Here is an 18,061-nt window from a genome sequence, read left to right as displayed (position 1 = left end):
GAACCAGCGATGCGCGGACCCGCCGTGGTGTTCGACAACGTTTCACTGCAACTGGGCGGTACGCGAGTGCTCGACGCCGTGAGCTTCCGGATCGAGGCCGGTGCCCTCCATTGCCTGGTCGGTCCGAACGGCGGCGGCAAGACCTCCCTGGTGCGCGCGCTGCTGGGACAAATGCCGCACTCCGGGGCCATCCGCTTTGAAGGCGGGCTCTCCAGGCCGTTGGGGTATGTCCCGCAATTGCTGGATTTCGACCGCAACGTGCCGATGACCGTCAACGATGTCATGGCCCTGCTCGGCCAACGCCGGCCGGCGTTCCTGGGTTCGGCCCGCGCTACCCGGGCGGCCACTGCCGGGGCCCTGGAGCGTACCGGCGTCGCCGGAATGGGCAGCAAACCCTTTGGCAGCCTGTCCGGTGGCGAACGCCAGCGTGTGCTGCTGGCCCAGGCGATCACCCCGGTGCCGTGGCTGCTGATCCTCGACGAACCGACCGCCGGCATCGATGAAGCGGGCGTACTCCTGGTGGAAGCGCTGGTGGCCGAGCTGCACCAGAGCGGCGTCACCATCCTCTGGATCAACCATGACCTGGGCCAGGTCAGGCGCATTGCGCAGTCGGTCACCGGCATCAACCTGCGGGTGATATTCGATGGCCCTCCCCATCAGGTCGCCCAGCATCTGGAGAGCAGCCGATGAACGCCTTCTACACGTTCATCCGCGACCACCTCCAGGCACTTGCCGCGAGCCACCTGCTGCCGCAGCCGTTCGAATACGAGTTCGTGATCAACGCGCTGCTCTGCGCACTGCTCATCGGGCCGTTGCTGGGTGTGTTGGGTTCCATGGTGATGATCAAGCGCATGGCCTTCTTCAGCCAGGCGGTGGGCAATGCGGCGATGACTGGCGTGGCCATTGGCGTGCTGATCGGCGAATCCTACACCTCCCCCTACCTGTCGATGTTCGGTTTCTGCGTGCTGTTCGCCCTGACATTGAAGTACACCCAGCATCGCACCACCCTGTCCAACGACACGCTGATCGGCGTGTTCCTGTCGATCTCGCTGGCGGTCGGCGCCTCGTTGCTGTTGTTCGTGTCGGCGAAGATCAACACCCATGTGATGGAAAGCGTACTGTTCGGCTCCATCCTGGCGGTGGACCACACCGACATGAACGTGCTGCTGATCGTCACGGCGACCTGTGCCCTGGTCGGATTGCCGCTGTACAACAGCATTCTGCTGGCGAGCCTCAACCCGAGCCTGGCCCATGCCCGCGGCGTGCCGGTGCGTGTCGTCGAATACCTGTTCGTCGTGCTCGTCACCCTGGTGACGGTCGCCTGCCTGAAGATCATCGGCGCCGTGCTGGTGGAAGCCCTGTTGCTGATACCGGCGGCGGCCGCACGCAACGTCAGCCGTTCACTCCCGGGGCTGGTCACCCTTGCCATTCTGATTGCAACGTTTGCCTGCGTGGTCGGCATCCTCGCACCGATGCAATACCAGATACCGGTGCCCACCGGCGGTGCCATCGTGATCGTCGCCGCCCTTGTGTTCGTCGTGACCGCCGTCATCCGCGCCTCCACGTCCCGATTCAGGGGGGCCAGCGTATGAAGCCGCTCGGCCTGTCACGTCGATCCTGGCTGGTGGTGCTGGCACTGCTGCTGGGCAGCCAGCTCAATGCCTTCGCCGGTCCCCGGGTGCTGGTCGCACTGCCGGGCGTGCACGCGCTCACCTCGGCGCTCAGCGAGGGTACGAGCATCGAGGTGGTCCGTATTCCATCGGACGCTGCCGTGCCCATGGAAAGCCAGGCCAATGCGCTGTCGCGCCTGGACGCCAAGGTGTTCCTGCAGGCCGACGCGGTGGTCACCCTGAGCAGCCTCTGGCGCGCCGATCCGTTGTATGCGGCGGCCCGTCGCCACAACCTGCGGATCATCGAAATCGATGCCTCGCGCTCTTGGGACCCGGTCAAGCCCGGCGTGGCGGTGGTCCGTACACCGGCGAACGACGTGCCCTGGGCCGGTCCGCGTGATGTCGGTGTCGGCCCGTCGCCCTACGCCTGGCTCGGCCCCGTCAACGCCATGCGCATGGCGGCGCTGATCACCGCCGATCTGGTGCGCCTGTCCCCCGCCGATGCCCCTCGGATCACTCGCAACCTCGCCACGCTGGAGGACCGATTGCGCCAGCTCAAGGCCGAATACGGCGCCCGGCTGGTGGAACTGCCGGATCCACGGGTGCTGTCGCTGGCCAACGAATTCATCTACCTGTTCGGCGAGTTCGACATCTTTGTCGATGGCTGGTTTGTCCGGCAGGACATCGACTGGAGCGACGACGACCGTGCCGCACTGACCCGATACCTGCGCGAGCGCGACATCCACGTGGTCGTCCACAAATGGGCACCGGACGCCAGGACCGCCAAGGCCATCGAGGATGGCGGCGCTCGGTTGCTGATCCTGGACGCGGGCAACCCGGGCCTGTTCGCCGACGCGGCCAACGGGTACGAGGCGCTCCTGCGCTCGAACCTGGACGCACTGCTGGCCGCCTTCGCCTCCCCAATAATCAAGCCGACCGTGGAGTCCTTATGAAACCCCTTTGCTCAGTACATCGGCTATCGATGGCAGGTGCCCTGCTGTTCTGCCAGACGGCCTTCGCCCATGCGCCTGTTTTCGACTGCTACATCGACAGCGATGACTGGGTGAAGTGCGAGGCCGGCTTCACCGACGGCAGTTCCGCCGCCGGCCGGAAAATCCATGTCCGGGACATGAGCGACAAGGTGCTGCTCGAAGGCGCCGTCGGCCAGGACAATACCTACCGCTTCCAACCCCCGAGCGAAAACTACTCGGTGCTGTTCCTCGGCGGCGACGGCCATGACGTCACGATCCAGTCCTCAGACATCTCAAAGTGAAACCGCCCATGATCAACAAGAGAACACTGCTCCAGGCCCTCGCTGCGGCCTCCCTCTGCCTGACCGGCGTCGCACAGGCGCATTTCCAGATGCTCTATGTCGAAGAAACGGCGTTGCAGCGTGGGGACCAACTGGAGTTCGCGGTCGTCTTCACCCACCCCTTCGCCGGCGGCCCCACCATGGCCATGGGTGAGCCGCGCATTTTCAGCCACACCAGTTCGCTGGGCGGGGAGAAAGCCGACCTGCTCAAGTACTTGCGCCCCATCGAATGGCACACCCGCGATAATCGGGCGGCCGCCTATCGCGCGACGATTCCACGGGAGCTGATGCGCTCGATGGGCGACCATGTCTTCGTGCTCGAACCCGAGCCGTACCTGGAAGCCGAGGAAGACCTGTACATCCAGCAGTTCACCAAGCTGATCGTCAATGTCGGCGGCGTGCCCGGCCAATGGGCCGAGCCCCAGGGCTTGCCGGTGGAGATCCAGCCCCTGAGCAAGCCTTATGCAAACTGGACCGGCGGCGTATTCCGCGCCCGGGTGCTGGCCGACGGTAAGCCCGTCCCGAACGCCAGGGTCGAAATCGAATACCTCAACCACGCCATCGACTTCGAGAACAATGCCTTTGGTCCGCAAGCCTATGTCACGGCTCCGCAACCATCCTTCAACGTGCTGAGCACCTACGCCGATGCCGAAGGGGTCGTGACCATCGGCCTGCCCCGCGCCGGCTGGTGGGGCATCGCGGCACTCAACATCGGTGCGACGAAAACCCACAAGGGCAAACCCCTGTCCCAGGACGCCGTGCTGTGGGTGCAGGCCAGGGACATGAAATGACGACGCCGGCGGCAGCATCCAATTGGCAGGAATCCGTCTAACGACTGAGCGCGACAGGAACTGATCCGCAGGCTCGAGCCCCTGAGTCGCTCCATCAGCAGTCGCGCGGACCGCCAGTACCCACGCGTGCAACTGGGCTCCGCCGGCTCCGACGCCGTTGCGGTCGGGGCCGCGGCCCTGATGATCCTGGCGGAAATCAGCCCCGATCATGAGGCGCTGCTGAAGATGCCCCTGTAATCCCGGGCAAAGGGCGGGCAGGAGTTCATCGCGGATGGGCTGGGAACTGACACAATGCGCCCACGTCTTCCTGCCTCTATCGAGACTGCGCACTTGGATACTTCCGTCAAGAACCGTCGCAACGAGCTGTCGCTGGATGGCCTCAACTTCTTTCTCGCCGACGTGCGGGACGGCCTGGGTCCCTATCTGGCGATCTACCTGCTGGCGGTGCACAAGTGGGACCCGGCCAGTATCGGCCTGGTGATGACCCTGGCCGGTGTCGCTGCGCTATTGGCCCAGGCCCCGGCGGGCGCGCTGCTCGACCGCACACAGGCGAAACGGACAGTGATCATTGTCGCCGCACTGCTGGTGACCGGCAGTTGCCTGCTGCTGCCATGGATGAGTGCCTTCACCCTGGTCGCCCTGACCCAGACCGTCAGCGCCATTGCCGGCTCTGTATTCGCGCCGGCCATCGCCGCCATTTCCCTGGGCATCACCGGTCCACAAGCCTTTACCCGCCGCACCGGGCGCAACGAGACTTTCAATCACGCCGGCAATGCCTGCTCGGCATTGCTGGCCGGCGGTTTCGCCTATCTGTTCGGGCCGGTGGCGGTGTTCTATCTGATGGCGGCGATGACAGTGGGCAGCATTGTTGCCGCCAGCCTGGTCTCGGCCAACGCCATCGATCATGACGTGGCCCGCGGCTTTACCCCGGCGTCGGCCGGCGGCCATGGGCATCCATCCGGGCTAAGCGTGTTGTTGAGCAACCGGCCCCTGCGCTTGTTCGCGGTGTGCTGCGCACTGTTTCACCTGGCAAACGCCGCCATGCTGCCGCTGGTCAGCCAGAAGCTGGCGCTGGTCAATTTGCAGATGGCCACGCCGCTGACCTCCGCTTGTATCGTCGCCGCCCAGTTGGTGATGGTACCGATGGCGCTCCTGGTCGGCGCCAAGGCCGACCAGTGGGGACGCAAGCCGCTGCTGCTGGCCGGTTTCCTGATCCTGCCCCTGCGCGGGCTCCTGTACGTGGTCTCCAACGACCCCTACTGGTTGGTGGCGGTGCAGTTACTCGACGGCGTCGGCGCGGGTATCTTCGGCGCGCTGTTTCCGGTGGTGGTCAAGGACCTGACCCAAGGCACCGGGCGTTTCAATGTCAGCCTGGGGACCTTGTCCGCCGTGTTCGGCCTGGGTGCGGCACTCAGCCCTGGCCTGGCGGGACTGGTGGTCCACAGCGCCGGTTACGATGCGGCCTTCGTCACCCTGGCGGCGGTCGCCGGGGTGGCGTTCCTGTTGCTGTTGCTGGCGATGCCGGAGACCCGGCATTACTCGACGGTCATGAAGGGGTTTCCGGCGACAAAAGCCTCTCCTGCTGCCGCCAACTGAATCCAGGTGGTATCGTTGCGCGCTCTTCGGTGACAGGATGAACCGGGGAGGCGGCTCAAGAAACCAGCGCTCCCCTCCTCCGTTGATACACAGGGCAGCACCCGTTCGGTGAAGAACTGGAGCGGCCTTTGCTACTTGGCCGCCCAGGCGTTGAAACGCTGTTCCAACTGATCGCCATGGTCAGCCCAGAACGCCGCATCCATTGCCACTTGCCTGGCCAGGTTGGTCTCGTCGGTGGGCATGTTGCTACGGCGGACGGCATCCACCAGCGGCACGGCGGCGCGGTTCACCGGCCCGTAGGCGATCTGCTGGGCGTAGGCTTTTTGCGCATCGGTCTGCAAGATGAACTGGATAAAGCGCAGGCCCTCCTGGGCGTTGGTCGCGCCTTTGGGAATGGCAAAGGCATCCATGTCGTAGATGCCGCCATTCCAGACCACGCGCAAGCTGCTCTCGTTCTGCACCGCCGCGATGCGACCATTGTAGGCCGAGCTCATCACGACATCGCCGGATGCCAGGTATTGCGGCGGCTGAGCGCCTGCCTCCCACCATTGAATGTTCGGCTTCAACTGGTCGAGTTTATGGAAGGCGCGATCCTGCCCTTCTCGAGTGCCGAGCACTTTGTAGACATCCTGGGGGGCGACACCATCAGCCATCAAGGCGAACTCCAGGGTGTACATGGCGCCCTTGCGCAAGCCACGCTTACCGGGAAACTTTTCGGTATCCCAGAAATCCACCCAGCCGGTCGGTGCTGTCTTGAGTTTTTCAGCGTTGTAGGCGAGCACTGTCGACCACACGAAGAAGCCCACCCCACACGGCTGCACAGCACCTTCCAGAAGATCAGGGACGAGTTTGGCGATCTCCGGCCGAGTGCCGATTTCCTCCAGCATGCCTTGGTCACAAGCGCGAGCCAGCTCGGGCATTTCCATCTCGACAACATCCCAGGAGACGCTGCCGGTATCGACCTGCACCTTGATTTTCGCCATTTCACCGTTGAATTCATCGGCGACGATACGGCTGCCGGTCTTCTGCATGTAAGGCTCGTAGAAGGCTTTGACCTGCGCGACCTTGTTGGCACCACCGTGGGACACAACGGTCAGGTCGGCATGCGCTTGTATGGCGGCAGCACAGCCCAGGGCAAGTATGAGTGTGGTACTCAGGATTTTCTGCATTGTTATTGTCTCCGATGAGCCTGGAAAGCCTCCCACGCAAGGAGGCAGCGCCGGGTGCGAGCCTGGTCGCTGACCCGGTACGCCGATGTCCAGTTTTGAAGACCTGGGCAGTGCCCGACAATTAGGCTGAACAATGATTTGAACGCCAACGCTCATACGTCCGTACAAGAGCCTCCACCAAACGGATGAAGGCATCCCGGCCGTCGTCTCAGGGCATAATCACGAAACTCTTGCGCACGGTTTCGCGGATGTCCCAGACGCCGTGACAGTTCGCCGGGAACAACACCGCATCGCCAGCCCGAAGCTCAATGGGCTCGCCTTCGTCCGGAATGAAAACACAGTGTCCGGCAACGAAATGACTGAACTCACGTGATAGCACCTGACGGCGCCAGCGTCCCGGTGAACACTCCCAGACACCGGTCAGCAGGGCGTCGGGGCCCTCCACGGCATGGGTGGCGGTGCTTGCCACGGGACTGTCGATGGGTTCGCGTACCGGGACAGCGGCAGGCAGGGCAAGATCGGCGGTACTCGCCAAGACAATCGGTTGCGGCATAACGGTCTCCTTGGTTCATAGGTTCTTGTCTTCCAATCCCGCCGGCGCCAAGCCAGCCAGTGCACGGTCCAGCCAGGCAGGGCTGCGATTGTCCGCTTCGGCCGCTTCCTTACGCTGCACCGCACTGCGCACCATCAACCCGCCGACATATCGAAACGGCTCCGGGGGAAACAGCTTCGGCTTGCGCCCGACCAACCCACAGTGGCTCCATTCGTCATCCAGCCCCAGCGCCAGGCTGGCGAGAATGCGGCCGCCCAGACGACTCGGCCCCACGCCATTACCGCTCCAGCCAATGCCATACACGATGTTCGGAGCACCCTCCAAGTGACCAAACACCGGAAGGCTATCGAACGTCCGGTCGATGGGGCCGCACCACGCATGCGTAACCGGTACGTCACTGAGATGCGGATAAGTGCGTCGGAAATCCTGCTCGGTGTCCTGGCTGAGTTGCGGGTTATCGTCGTAACTGGCATCCACCCGGCTGCCGTAGCTGATCATCCCGGTGCCCTTGCCGAATGCGATGCGCCCGTCCCGGGTGGTGCGGTAGTAGTCGACCATCAGTTGCGAATCGGTAATGGCCTCGCCGCCTGTCCAGCCAATCGACTCCAGCCGATCGGGAATCGGCGCGGTCGCAACAATCGTGCTGGTCACCGGCAAGACCGTGCGGCGCAGCTCCGGAATCGCCGCCGCCCACGCGTTGTTGGCCAGGACGACACTCTGCGCAGCAATCCGCCCCTTCGGCACCTGCAACACCGCAGGCTTGCCACGTTCCAGGCCAATCATGGGGGTGTTCTCGAAGATCTTGATGCCCTTCTCCAACGCCACACGCCGCAGGCCGCGCACCAAGCGTGCCGGTTGCACGGTGGCGTTGCTGATCTCCAGCACGCCTTCCAGATGCATCGGCGAGCCGGTTCTACGGGCGACTTCGCGATTGGACAACGGCATGTACACCGCTTCGCCAAGTCGCTGGCAGGTCTGCAGGACATCGTTCCACGCACCCCGCTGAGCATCGCTGGTGGCTGTCCACAACCAACCGGCGCGACGAAAATGAGCGTCGATCCCGTGGGCCGCGCAAAAGGCCTCGATCTCACCGATGGCCGCCGCCGAGGCGCGCGCCAGGCGCACTGCCTCATCCTTGCCACACTGGGCCGACAGCGAACTGATCTTCGGCCACCAGGACATGACGAAGCCCCCATTGCGACCGGAAGCGCCGCCACCACAGATATCCTGCTCGATGATCGCAATCCGGCAAGCCGGATCTTTTTCCAGCAACTGCAAGGCTGTCCAAAGCCCAACGAAGCCACCGCCGACGATGGCGACATCCACGGACAGATTGCCTTCCAAGGCCGGCAGTGGAGTCAGCTCGGAGGCAATTTCCTCCAACCATAAGGAACGTTTCATTTACGAATTCCAATGACAGCGATTGATAGAGCTACATTCAGCCCTCGAACAGATGGAAACAATCGTCTGTTCAATTCAAATGTATGAGCCAGCTCGTACAAAGATATGAGTCAGCCGAAATGACCCGCTGTTGCGCCACCATCAATGGAATAGAGCGCACCATTGGTGTACGACGCCTCGTCCGAAGCCAAATGGAAAATTGCCTTTGCCACTTCCGACGGCAGCGCAAAGCGGCCCAGCGGCACCTCTTTCGCATAAGCCTGCATTTCGGCCACCGAGTCTTCGGCTTCGGCAAACAAACTGTCCATCATCGGTGTCTGGACGAACCCCGGGCACACCAGGTTTGAACGAATGCCGTATGAGCCGTAGTCCAGGGCCAGACAGCGCACCAGGCCCAGTACGCCATGTTTGGAGGCGCAGTAAGCCGCATACCCGGAAGCCCCCCGCACCGAAGCATCCGAGCCGACGGCAACAAAAGCGCCCTTGCGCTGTTCAAGGAAAATCGGCATCGCGTACTTCGCCGTCAGCCAGACTCCGGTGAGATTGATGCCAAGGGTGAAGTCCCATTCTTCCTGTTCCAGGTCATGTACCAACCCCGTGCGCGCAACACCTGCGCAGGCGGCGACGGCATGCAAGGGAATGCCCTGCTTTGCGACGAGTTCGAACGCATTGCGTACCTGCGCTTCATCGCGTACATCCACAACCTGGCCCTGGAATTTTTCAGCCCCTATCAGCGTTGCCGTGCCAGCCAGGCCCGCCCCGGAAACATCACAACCCACCACGTAATAACCCTGGCGCGCGAACTCGGCAGCGGTGGCTTGGCCGATTCCTGAACCCGCGCCGGTAACCACTACAGCTGCAATAAAATTGCTCATCGTCATCTCCTCGAAGCCAACGGCGGCTCCAGGCGTTACATGAGAGACCTCACCGGCCCTGGAGCCTATGAGGGCAAACCTACTTTCTGACGGCGTCCACCACGGTGAAGCCGACAAAGGCCATGACGGTCAACAGCACCATGATGTAAGGCAGTGCGCCAAACACCCCGCCGGGATTGGCCGCGAAGTTGTAGATCAGCAACGCGATGAACACCGCGACACCCAGCCCGATGGCGAGGACCGTACCTGGCCTGGATTGACCGTCGATCCTGATTTCCCTGATGGCGCCAAAGCCGAGCAGCACGTAAGGCGCAATCCAGAACAGCGAGTAGAGGGTCGACAAATAGGCGGTCGATTGCAGCGGCGGCGTTGCAGCCAGAAGCTGCAAGGCGACAGGAATGCAGGCAGCCGCCAGCGTCATCAGCACCGTTGAACCGGTAGGTGAACCGAACCGGGGATGGATCCTGGAGAAAATCTGCGGGATGAAGCGGTCGACGGATGCCGTCGCGAACACTCGGCTGCCGTAGTTCATGAAGGCCACGAGGCTTGCGAACGTAGCGGCGCCCAACAGGAAGTCGATGGGCAGTTGCAGGAACTCCATGCCGGCGGCCGTGGCCAGGATTTGCGTGGGTGACTCACCGTTACCCAGCGCTTCAAGGTTTTGCCCCATCAAGGGCGCACTCAGAATCAGGATGGCGACGAATGCCAGCCCGGTGATCAGCAACACGTTGCGCAGCAGCAGCGGTACATTCTTTTTCGGGTCGTCCGTTTCGGCCGCGAGCGCCGCCAGCGCATCGCAGCCCACGAAATAGGCCAACGCAACAATGGTTCCCTCGGCCAGGCTCGACAGGGATGTTCCCTGCAAAGTCAGCTGCGCTTGCAGGTCTATTCCGGTTTTCGACGCGGCCATGACGGTCACGATGGCGAGCAACGGCACCGGGAGAAACGACAACCAGGCCGTGATCGAAATCGAAGCGTCCAGGCCCCGCCAGGTCAAGACGCCGGCCAGGATCGAAATGAGGATGGCCGTCGCGGCCTGGAACCAGCCTGACAGCGCAAACGTCACGCCGACGCTGTGCAGGAAGCTGCTGCTGAACGTCACGAAGCAAGCGGACAGCGCCGCGCAGACCACCAGGAACCCCACCAGATAGGATGCCGCAACCACCCGCTGAGGTACCCGTCCCAGGGAGATCCCCACATAGGACAACAGCGAGCCGGTCACCACGTATTTGCGGGCGAACACGTTTACCGCTGCCGTCATGCAAAGCGCGGCCAGCAACGCGAGCGCCATTGCCAGCCATGAGGCATTGCCCGCATACAGTGGCATCGAGCCCGCCGCGATGGCGGCGCTAGGTCCCAGCTGTTGTCCGGAGAGTCCCAGGAGGGTCACGCGGGTTAACGATACCTTCTGTTCAGTGCCGGGCAGGCTCTCCCCGATCACGGGGTCGCCAGTGCCAAAAGAAGTATTTGCCTGAGTCATTATTATTGTCCCGTCAGGTGAACGCCTGGGCTGACGCCCGTTGTGTGGCTAAACGATCGGAGCGGCATCGCGGTCTAGGTTGTCGTCGGCGGTGCTGATCACTTCAAACTCCGTCTTCAGGTCCAGGTTCAAACAGAACAGCCAATAGAGCATCGCGCCAACGGGGATGCCGACGAAAAAGGCGTAGTCGACGCCGCCGAAATAGCGGGCGATGGGGCCTTGGTAGAACGACAGGTACATGAACGGAATCATCGCCAGGAAAGACAGGACATAAGCGGCGATGCCCCGCCAGTTCCACTTCCCATAGATGCCCCGCACGTTGAAGATTTCCCTGACTGAGTAGCGGCCTTTTCGGACGATGAAATAGTCCACCAGGTTGATAGCCGTCCAGGGCGCCATCAGATAGGCCAACACTGCCAGGACCGTATAGAAGGTGGTATTCAGGAAGTCTGCGGGCAGCAGGACCCCGACTAATGTCGCAGTCACCCCGATCAGCGCAATGGCCTTGATTCTCAGCGCTCTGCTGGGAGACGTCGGCAGCACACTGTCCAACGCAGTGATCAACGTCAGCGCCCCGCCGTAGGCGCACATGCCATTGAAGATCAGCAGTGCGATACCGCCGACCGTCAGCACGACGGCACCAAAGCCGGGATAGACCAGATCGCCCGATAGCTGCAGACCCAGGGTAATGGCTTCTTTCGGGTACAGGGCGGCGCTCATGGCACCAACCGCTTCCATGCCGAACACACCCAGCCCGGCGCCCAGACCGGTGTAGGCAATAATGGATCGATGGCTGGTGGTGGGCGGCATGTAGCGCGAATAGTCAGAGACAAAGAACGCCCATGACAGTTGATAGGCCAACGCGGCGGAGGTGACCATCAGAAAGGGAGTGAACTGGAAACTGCCGGTCAGGCTGAACAAGCCATCGGGAAGATGGCCGCCGTACAAAAGGCCCGCAACGTAGATCAGCAATACCACGACCAGGACAAAGGTCGTGTAGCGTTGCCCCACGTGCAGCAGGTTGTAGCCGAAGATCGCCACGGCTATCGATACCAGGCCCAATACAACGCCGCCGGTAGTCGCTGAACTCAAACTCAACTGTTCAGCCGTGGCGCCCATCAGGTTCACGTTCAAGACGATGTAGCCCCAATAGACCAACACCGCCACGAGCCAGATGAACAGTGCGCCATAGCGACCGAATTGAGGTCGGGTCTGCACCATCTGCGGCAGTCCCAGGTGCGGGCCCTGGCTTGCGTGCGCAGCGACAGGCAGCGTGCCAAGAAAGGTCCCCAGGGCCAGGCCGATCAAGGTCCAGGCCAGGTTGAGTCCAAGGGCAATCCCGATGGCACCGGTTGCCAGGCTGAGCAGTTGGGCACTGCCGGCGAACCAGATGGTGGCCTGGTCGCCGAGGCGACCGTGCCGCTCACTCAGGGGCACATAATCGATGGATCTTGACTCCACCAGCGGCGCGCGGCTTTCAAGGCCGGTCGCACGTTCAGTCCCGATATTCTTGTTCATGATGCCAACGCTCCGCGATTTGCTTGCGCATAAATTCTTGTTGTTCGTGTGAGTTCACGCGGGAAAGGAGTTACGCCAGACGCCAGGAACAGCGCAGCTCCCGTGCGCAGGGAAGGAAGGCTTTGATGCCCTCCCCCCACCGCACAGCACTAATGAAACGTGGCTGACTCAGATGTCCGGGCGGGAGTATGGAAACCACCAGCCCTGCACGCTTGGCTTGAACTGCATGTGCACGTGTTTCACGTCCGTGAAGGCATTGATGCCGTCCAGGCCAAGCTCTCGGCCCAGCCCCGACATTTTCTTGCCGCCGAATGGCGCGGCAACGTTGTCCTTCAACGGGTCGTTGATCCATACGTGGCCGCTGTCGATTTCGGTGGCGGCACGCATCGCCGACTCCAGGCTGGACGTGAAGATGCTCGAACCCAGACCAAAATCACTGTTGTTGGCGTGCTCGATGGCTTCATCCAGCGAACGGATCCTGCAGAACGTAGCCTGCGGTCCGAACAGTTCATGGCGCGGCTGCTGCTTGTTCGGGTCGGTGATTTCAACAATCGTTGGCTGGAAGAAATGACCCCGTGGAAAATCAACGCGCTTGCCGCCATGACGGATTCTTGCGCCCAGACTCTGGAGGTGAGCCAGACCGCCTTCGACGCCATTGAGCGCGGCCTTGTTGATCAGCGGACCAATGTCCACATCGCCCAGCGGATCACCAATGCGCAGCCTGGAAACCGACTGGACGAGCGCCTCCATGAAGTCATCGTAGATTTTTTCATGGATGAAGAAACGCTCGGAGCCGGTGCACACCTGGCCGCAGTTCAGGAACGCCGCAAACGTGGCGGCCTGCACGGCCATATCGAAATCGGCATCATCCAGGACGATGAACGGATCGGAGCTGCCCAGCTCCAGCAGCAGCGGCTTCATCCGCTCGGTCGCGCCCTGCATGATTTTCTGACCGGTAGGCACCGAACCGGTGAACGCGATCATGTGCGTGTCAGGGTGGGAAACCAGGTAGGCAGAGCCCTTGGCGCCGCAGGTCACGACGTTGAAAATGCCGGGTGGCAAATGGTCGAAGATCTTCGCCAACAGCAACGCAGTCATCGGCGTGACTTCGGAAGGCTTGATGATGCAGGTGTTGCCTGCCGCCAACGCCGCCGCCACCTGCCACGTCATCAGCAGAACCGGGAAGTTGAATGGCAGGATGCTGACGATGACGCCCAGGGGCTCACGCAACACCAGGTTCATCTGGCCCGCCATGTTCGGCTGGACAACCTGCCCGCCCTGGGTACGCGCGACCTCGGCCAGATGACGGTAGGCATCGACGCTCCACTCGACCTCATCGAGGCTTTCACGCAAGGGCTTGCCACTTTCCTGGGTGAGCAGGCGCGCCAGCTCCGGTGCATGTTCCCTGAGGCGAATCGCGCAGGTGTGTAACAGTTCGGCGCGCTCGCCCGCTCCTACGCGAGCCCATTTGCGTTGTGCAGACTTGGCAGAAGCAACGACGGCATCCAGTTCGCGGGTGGTTGCCTCGGCGACTTCGGCAAATATCTCCTCCGTCGCCGGGTTCTCTACTTGAATGGCGGCGCCTTGGCTTTGTACAAACTTGCCATCGTAATAAATGTTCATCTTCAACTCCTGCTTCTTTTCTAAGTTTTATTGCACTTGAATATCGATTTACGAATACGCGGGGCGCGCAGTGGCCACATGTTCACGGGCAAACAAAATGGCCACGATGTTCAACACGACCAGCGACACGGATGCGGCGATGAAACCGTCGGTGTATTGCCCCGTTACGTCCTTGATCACACCCAGGACCATCGGGTACACGACGCCACCGAGCAAAAAGCCCAGGCTCATGATGATGCCGTTCGCGGTGGCAGCCAGCTTGATGCCCACCGAGTCGGCGGCGAGGCAGTAGGCCAACGGGATGCCGCCATAAGCGAACAGGCCGGAGATGGGCAGCATGCCGGCGAGCAAGGGATAATTTTTCATCGACAGCGCTGCGGCGCAGCCGAAGAACGCTACCGTCATGCCCACGCCGGAAATCAGCATCAGGGGTTTGCGTCGGCCCAGCCGGTCGGACATCAAGCCGAACGTCACCGCGCAAATCATGCCCACCAGTGGATACAGGGCACCGATCAGGCCGGCGTCGCTTTCGCTCCAGCCGTTTTCTTCCATGAGAATGGTCGGGACCCAATAGATGGCCACCGCGTAGGAACCCCAGACGCCCACCAGAAATACCGCGGCAACCAGCACGTTGCGGTGAATCAGGGCCGCCATGAAGTCCCGGATGACAGACGACTTGCCGATCTCGGCCTGAGTCGCAGGTGTCGCGAAATGCCTGGGTTCTTTCAGGAAGAACAGGCTGACGAGCATCGTCACCACCAGTGCAATGGCCCCCAGGGCAGAACCGTCACGCCATCCATAGGCATTCAGCAGATGGGAATAGGCATAGAGAGCGAGCAGTGTGCCTATCCCGTCCGTTGCCAGCATGGCGCCCATGGCCACGCCGGTTTTGCCGGACTGCTCGAACCAGCGCAGCGCGAGGGTGTAAGGCCCGATGAACAAGAGTGGGATGCCGGCACCGAGAAAGATGCGGGACATCAACATTGCTTCGAATGAAGGAACGTAGGCGAAGGCGACCTGCCCGATTGCGGAAATGAGCAGACCCAGAACGGTGATCTTCTTGGCACCCCAGCGGTCGACCAGAATGCCGGCAAATGGAAGGATGATCCCGCCGGCCACTGCAGAAGCCGAAGCCAGCGTACCCACCATCGTATAAGTCATGTTCAGATCGGTCATCATGGTGACGATCTGGGTTGAATAACCGACATAAGGTATGAAAATGGCAACAGTGGCCAGGAAGCACAAGCACAGTGCCAGCCATTTTCCCTGGTCATTAACGGGACTGTAGCGGGACATGGTTTTCTCCATTATCTGAAGGGGCTGCAGGCACTCAAACTCCAATCCCTTGGGACACAGCCCCAAAGGATCACTTGAGTGTCTTGCTGTCCTTCGCTTTTTATTATGAGAAGTGCTGAATAACGTCTTACTCAGCGAACCGTTTTGGTTTTGCAAAGAAGCGGAAGTCGTCGTACTTCTGGCCGTAGATGTACGGCACGTACGCATCACGGTTTGGCAATTCATCAAACCAGGGCACGGTCCAGGAAGAGGCGCCTTCGGCATAGAATGCTTCACCGACGGAAATCACCGGGATGGTGTCCAGAGGGTCCATGGTGGAGCCTGTCAGTTTGAGCGTGCCTTTGCCGACACGGGTAACCCGATAGGATTCTTCGGTCTTCATGCAGTTGAGAACGACGTCGTTCTGCAAGCCGATACCGGTGACGTGAGGTTGAGCCTTGATTTCAAAGTCGTAGTTGCTGGTATCGAGTGGCCCCAGGTCCGGGCCGAACTCAGCGCTGATTTCGATCAGGCGTACACCGTTGCGCTCGGTGTAGCCGTAGGCATCGTTACCATCGAAATACAATTGCGACGAAGCCAGCTTTTTACCCTCGCCCCACATCTCGCGCCCGATCGTGACCGGCATGTCACCGCTGACGAAGAGGGTCAGCATGGTGGTGCCGGTGAATTCCTTGTAACGGCAATTCAGGTAGATGACGCCACAATCGAACTCGCCGCACAGGGCGCTCTGCCAGCGAGAGACGTTGGCAATTGCAATCGGTTTTTCCGGGAGTTCGAAGCATGGTGGGAGCACTGAGCGCAAGAATTCAAACGTGGTTTCGAATTCGATGGAAACGGATTCTACTGTAAAGCGGCCCTTGGACAGCAAAGCCTGGATTTCCTTTACTTCTTCAGGAGTTTTAACAAAGCCCATGATTATTATCCTTGTGCAGTGGTCTGGTTATAGCGTCCGGGACTCACGACCCAAGCCCGAACCCTGTAACTAGAGTTGCTCAGCGAGCAGTGCACCAACAATGGTGCGAACATAATAAAATGCAAAAAGCAGCTGTATGATCGTACAGGCTTCAAAGTTGGCGCGAGCGCACCCATGTCATTTGTTACGAACAGCGATATATCCGCCGATTAAAGCGCAGGAATTATTATTCAGGGACTGGAATTACAACAAGTACGCGACAGCCTACCCACTGCCGGCATAAAGATATTTGCAAGATAAACACTCACTCATCTTGAGTCAGGCACCTCCGAGGGTAACTTGCGGATATGGGCTTCCTTCTCGGTACTCGCGGCGCATGGATTTGAAATGCCAGCGATATCCGCCGACTTGAGCGCAAACCATAATATGGCGACGTCATCGGTCAAATCCAAAGACCTGGCGGTAATCTCCTCGATCCTGCGCACTCGATAGACCAATGTTTGTTTATGTATATGCAGCTTGTTAGCGGTATTTATCCAGGATCGGTTGTTTTCCAGAAACGTACGCAGGGTGTGCAACAATTGGGCGCCTTGAGCGGCGTCATAATCTGTCAACGGTCCCAGGACCCGGCGAAACGCCTCGCTTGCATCATGCAGGCTTTGTGGCAGCCAAGGAGAATTCACCCCAGTGTCCGAGTAGAAACTGAGCGGGCTATTCTCGGTGGTATGGGCCAGCGCCAGGCGCGCTTCGCGCAGCGCATTGGCACAATCGTCCACATGCTCAAGGAAATCGCTCACGCCCACTTTGATCAACAGATTGGACTGAAAATCGCGGACAGTTGCATCAGCCCAGAACAGCGCAAAAACCTCCTCGCCCTGCACCCTTAATATGAGGTCGATGCCATGCCGCACCAGCGCCTCGTCAATCTCCTCGATCGACAGCGCGCCCAAACGGGCGACTGCGAGTCTCAAGCGTGAAACATCCGCGCCACATGCTTCTAGTCGTTCTTCTGCCTGCCGAGGCAACACACGCTTGTGCAGGAGGTCGTCGATCAGTTCGCTCCCTTGGCGCAACTTGGTTTCCCGGTCGACCCTGAGTCGTTCGAGTTCAATGCCGATAACGGCAACGATGTGATGCAGCAGACCGTAGTCCAACGCTTGCGCACTGTGGGCAGCCAACAGGCAACCGCGGTGAGAGGGAACGGACACCAGCACGGTCTCTCCGTCCGCCACCGCGCACCGCTGGACAATGGGGGTGCCGTGGGCGGCTCTCGGGCGTTGAAGTATGGCCTTGCGATGGAGCGCAGGAAGCTCAGCCAATCCGGCCATCCACGGGTCCAGGGAGCGTGGGTCGACCAGATGCAACACCGCTCCTACATCGGCCTCCAGGCGTTTGAGCAGCCCCGGCAGCCCCAAGCCCTGGATGCTGATGCGGGCGGTCTCATACACGTGGGTGATGGCGTTGCGCCGATTGTTCTCCAGCTGTTTGTAGGCATTCACCACCGCCTTGGTAACGGCTGAAAACGGAACACCGTACTCGGTCATCAACACCGGGAAACCCAACGCCTTGGCCGCCGCGAACAGTTCGTCAATATCCGCAGGGGCCTGCATGTTGTCACCAATCATCAGCCCCGCGAGCCCACCGACGTGCAGGCGCTCGACATACAACCGCTGCTCGCCTGGATCCGTCGGAATGCCAATGCCCGTGGTCATCAGCAAATCCCCCTTCCCCAGCCATTCGGATGGGTCAGCGAGCTCGCAGACGTGTGCCCAGCTCACTGTTTCGTCGCACCGCTGCGCACCGCATATGACACGGGTGCGCAGTTCAGGCGTCAGGATCAGGTCGTTCAAGGTCAGGGGCATGGTCAGTACATCGAAATGAATGATAGGGCTCGGCCCGGCGGCCGGGTCCGGTGAAGGTCTTC

Annotated in this window: 16 protein-coding genes; 6 read left to right on the top strand and 10 right to left on the bottom strand. The window is 61.0% G+C overall.

Going from position 1 to position 18,061, the window contains the following annotated elements:
• The first annotated feature begins 9 nt into the window (after nucleotides 1–9).
• From N005_RS21615 to N005_RS21590, 6 genes are all read left to right on the top strand, one after another.
• The gene (locus N005_RS21615; protein ID WP_047703051.1) at nucleotides 10–690 is read left to right on the top strand and encodes a metal ABC transporter ATP-binding protein; all 681 of its coding nucleotides are present in this window, start codon (nucleotides 10–12) and stop codon (nucleotides 688–690) included.
• On the top strand, nucleotides 687–1,592 hold the full coding sequence (locus N005_RS21610) for a metal ABC transporter permease (RefSeq protein WP_047703050.1): 906 nt from the start codon (nucleotides 687–689) through the stop codon (nucleotides 1,590–1,592). Before N005_RS21615 ends, N005_RS21610 begins: the two co-directional genes overlap by 4 nt.
• On the top strand, nucleotides 1,589–2,563 hold the full coding sequence (locus N005_RS21605; RefSeq protein ID WP_230164176.1) for a metal ABC transporter solute-binding protein, Zn/Mn family: 975 nt from the start codon (nucleotides 1,589–1,591) through the stop codon (nucleotides 2,561–2,563). Before N005_RS21610 ends, N005_RS21605 begins: the two co-directional genes overlap by 4 nt.
• A complete protein-coding gene (locus tag N005_RS21600) occupies nucleotides 2,560–2,883 on the top strand; it encodes a hypothetical protein (RefSeq protein ID WP_052126432.1) in 324 nt (107 codons plus the stop codon). Before N005_RS21605 ends, N005_RS21600 begins: the two co-directional genes overlap by 4 nt.
• Before the next feature lie 8 nt (nucleotides 2,884–2,891).
• Entirely contained in the window at nucleotides 2,892–3,713 is an 822-nt protein-coding gene (locus N005_RS21595; RefSeq protein WP_047703048.1) for a DUF4198 domain-containing protein, read from the top strand.
• A gap of 291 nt (nucleotides 3,714–4,004) precedes the next feature.
• Nucleotides 4,005–5,309, top strand: a complete 1,305-nt coding sequence (locus N005_RS21590; protein WP_081993315.1) for an MFS transporter — start codon at nucleotides 4,005–4,007, stop codon at nucleotides 5,307–5,309.
• A gap of 131 nt (nucleotides 5,310–5,440) precedes the next feature.
• On the opposite strand, the gene N005_RS21585 is transcribed toward N005_RS21590, so the two are convergent.
• The 10 genes from N005_RS21585 to N005_RS21540 all read right to left on the bottom strand — a co-directional run bounded on the left by N005_RS21585 (nucleotide 5,441) and on the right by N005_RS21540 (nucleotide 17,999).
• A complete protein-coding gene (locus tag N005_RS21585; protein WP_047703047.1) occupies nucleotides 5,441–6,478 on the bottom strand; it encodes an ABC transporter substrate-binding protein in 1,038 nt (345 codons plus the stop codon).
• Between the two features lie 208 nt (nucleotides 6,479–6,686).
• Nucleotides 6,687–7,031 (bottom strand): cupin domain-containing protein, encoded by a 345-nt coding sequence (locus N005_RS21580; RefSeq protein WP_047703046.1) that lies wholly within the window; start codon nucleotides 7,029–7,031, stop codon nucleotides 6,687–6,689.
• 15 nt (nucleotides 7,032–7,046) lie between these two features.
• Nucleotides 7,047–8,432 carry an NAD(P)/FAD-dependent oxidoreductase gene (locus tag N005_RS21575; protein WP_047703045.1) on the bottom strand — a complete coding sequence of 462 codons (1,386 nt, stop codon included), beginning with the start codon at nucleotides 8,430–8,432 and terminating at the stop codon, nucleotides 7,047–7,049.
• Nucleotides 8,433–8,542: 110 nt separating this feature from the next.
• Nucleotides 8,543–9,307, bottom strand: coding sequence for an SDR family NAD(P)-dependent oxidoreductase (locus tag N005_RS21570; RefSeq protein WP_162843602.1), 765 nt, complete (start codon nucleotides 9,305–9,307; stop codon nucleotides 8,543–8,545).
• A 79-nt stretch (nucleotides 9,308–9,386) separates the two neighbouring features.
• Nucleotides 9,387–10,787, bottom strand: a complete 1,401-nt coding sequence (locus N005_RS21565; protein WP_081993314.1) for an APC family permease — start codon at nucleotides 10,785–10,787, stop codon at nucleotides 9,387–9,389.
• Between the two features lie 48 nt (nucleotides 10,788–10,835).
• Nucleotides 10,836–12,305, bottom strand: a complete 1,470-nt coding sequence (locus N005_RS21560; protein ID WP_052126428.1) for a purine-cytosine permease family protein — start codon at nucleotides 12,303–12,305, stop codon at nucleotides 10,836–10,838.
• A 168-nt stretch (nucleotides 12,306–12,473) separates the two neighbouring features.
• Nucleotides 12,474–13,928, bottom strand: a complete 1,455-nt coding sequence (locus tag N005_RS21555) for an aldehyde dehydrogenase family protein (RefSeq protein ID WP_047703042.1) — start codon at nucleotides 13,926–13,928, stop codon at nucleotides 12,474–12,476.
• A gap of 48 nt (nucleotides 13,929–13,976) precedes the next feature.
• Nucleotides 13,977–15,224, bottom strand: a complete 1,248-nt coding sequence (locus tag N005_RS21550; RefSeq protein WP_047703041.1) for an MFS transporter — start codon at nucleotides 15,222–15,224, stop codon at nucleotides 13,977–13,979.
• Nucleotides 15,225–15,351: 127 nt separating this feature from the next.
• Nucleotides 15,352–16,137, bottom strand: coding sequence for an acetoacetate decarboxylase family protein (locus N005_RS21545; RefSeq protein ID WP_038859302.1), 786 nt, complete (start codon nucleotides 16,135–16,137; stop codon nucleotides 15,352–15,354).
• A gap of 308 nt (nucleotides 16,138–16,445) precedes the next feature.
• Nucleotides 16,446–17,999, bottom strand: a complete 1,554-nt coding sequence (locus N005_RS21540) for a PucR family transcriptional regulator (RefSeq protein ID WP_081993312.1) — start codon at nucleotides 17,997–17,999, stop codon at nucleotides 16,446–16,448.
• Nucleotides 18,000–18,061: the final 62 nt, after the last annotated feature.

The organism is Pseudomonas mediterranea CFBP 5447 (assembly GCF_000774145.1).
GTDB classification, from domain to species: domain Bacteria; phylum Pseudomonadota; class Gammaproteobacteria; order Pseudomonadales; family Pseudomonadaceae; genus Aquipseudomonas; species Aquipseudomonas mediterranea.
Note: the sequence above shows the minus strand (reverse complement) of the source record. Positions and strands in the feature narration are given on the sequence as shown.

Excerpts from the sequence above, each read along its gene's own strand:
- N005_RS21595 (WP_047703048.1), top strand. The coding sequence starts at position 2,892 with ATGATCAACAAGAGAACACTGCTCCAGGCCCTCGCTGCGGCCTCCCTC.
- N005_RS21610 (WP_047703050.1), top strand. The coding sequence starts at position 687 with ATGAACGCCTTCTACACGTTCATCCGCGACCACCTCCAGGCACTTGCC.
- N005_RS21575 (WP_047703045.1), bottom strand. The coding sequence starts at position 8,432 with ATGAAACGTTCCTTATGGTTGGAGGAAATTGCCTCCGAGCTGACTCCA.
- N005_RS21600 (WP_052126432.1), top strand. The coding sequence starts at position 2,560 with ATGAAACCCCTTTGCTCAGTACATCGGCTATCGATGGCAGGTGCCCTG.
- N005_RS21560 (WP_052126428.1), bottom strand. The coding sequence starts at position 12,305 with ATGAACAAGAATATCGGGACTGAACGTGCGACCGGCCTTGAAAGCCGC.
- N005_RS21570 (WP_162843602.1), bottom strand. The coding sequence starts at position 9,307 with ATGAGCAATTTTATTGCAGCTGTAGTGGTTACCGGCGCGGGTTCAGGA.
- N005_RS21565 (WP_081993314.1), bottom strand. The coding sequence starts at position 10,787 with ATGACTCAGGCAAATACTTCTTTTGGCACTGGCGACCCCGTGATCGGG.
- N005_RS21580 (WP_047703046.1), bottom strand. The coding sequence starts at position 7,031 with ATGCCGCAACCGATTGTCTTGGCGAGTACCGCCGATCTTGCCCTGCCT.
- N005_RS21605 (WP_230164176.1), top strand. The coding sequence starts at position 1,589 with ATGAAGCCGCTCGGCCTGTCACGTCGATCCTGGCTGGTGGTGCTGGCA.
- N005_RS21555 (WP_047703042.1), bottom strand. The coding sequence starts at position 13,928 with ATGAACATTTATTACGATGGCAAGTTTGTACAAAGCCAAGGCGCCGCC.
- N005_RS21540 (WP_081993312.1), bottom strand. The coding sequence starts at position 17,999 with ATGCCCCTGACCTTGAACGACCTGATCCTGACGCCTGAACTGCGCACC.
- N005_RS21545 (WP_038859302.1), bottom strand. The coding sequence starts at position 16,137 with ATGGGCTTTGTTAAAACTCCTGAAGAAGTAAAGGAAATCCAGGCTTTG.
- N005_RS21550 (WP_047703041.1), bottom strand. The coding sequence starts at position 15,224 with ATGTCCCGCTACAGTCCCGTTAATGACCAGGGAAAATGGCTGGCACTG.
- N005_RS21585 (WP_047703047.1), bottom strand. The coding sequence starts at position 6,478 with ATGCAGAAAATCCTGAGTACCACACTCATACTTGCCCTGGGCTGTGCT.
- N005_RS21615 (WP_047703051.1), top strand. The coding sequence starts at position 10 with ATGCGCGGACCCGCCGTGGTGTTCGACAACGTTTCACTGCAACTGGGC.
- N005_RS21590 (WP_081993315.1), top strand. The coding sequence starts at position 4,005 with ATGCGCCCACGTCTTCCTGCCTCTATCGAGACTGCGCACTTGGATACT.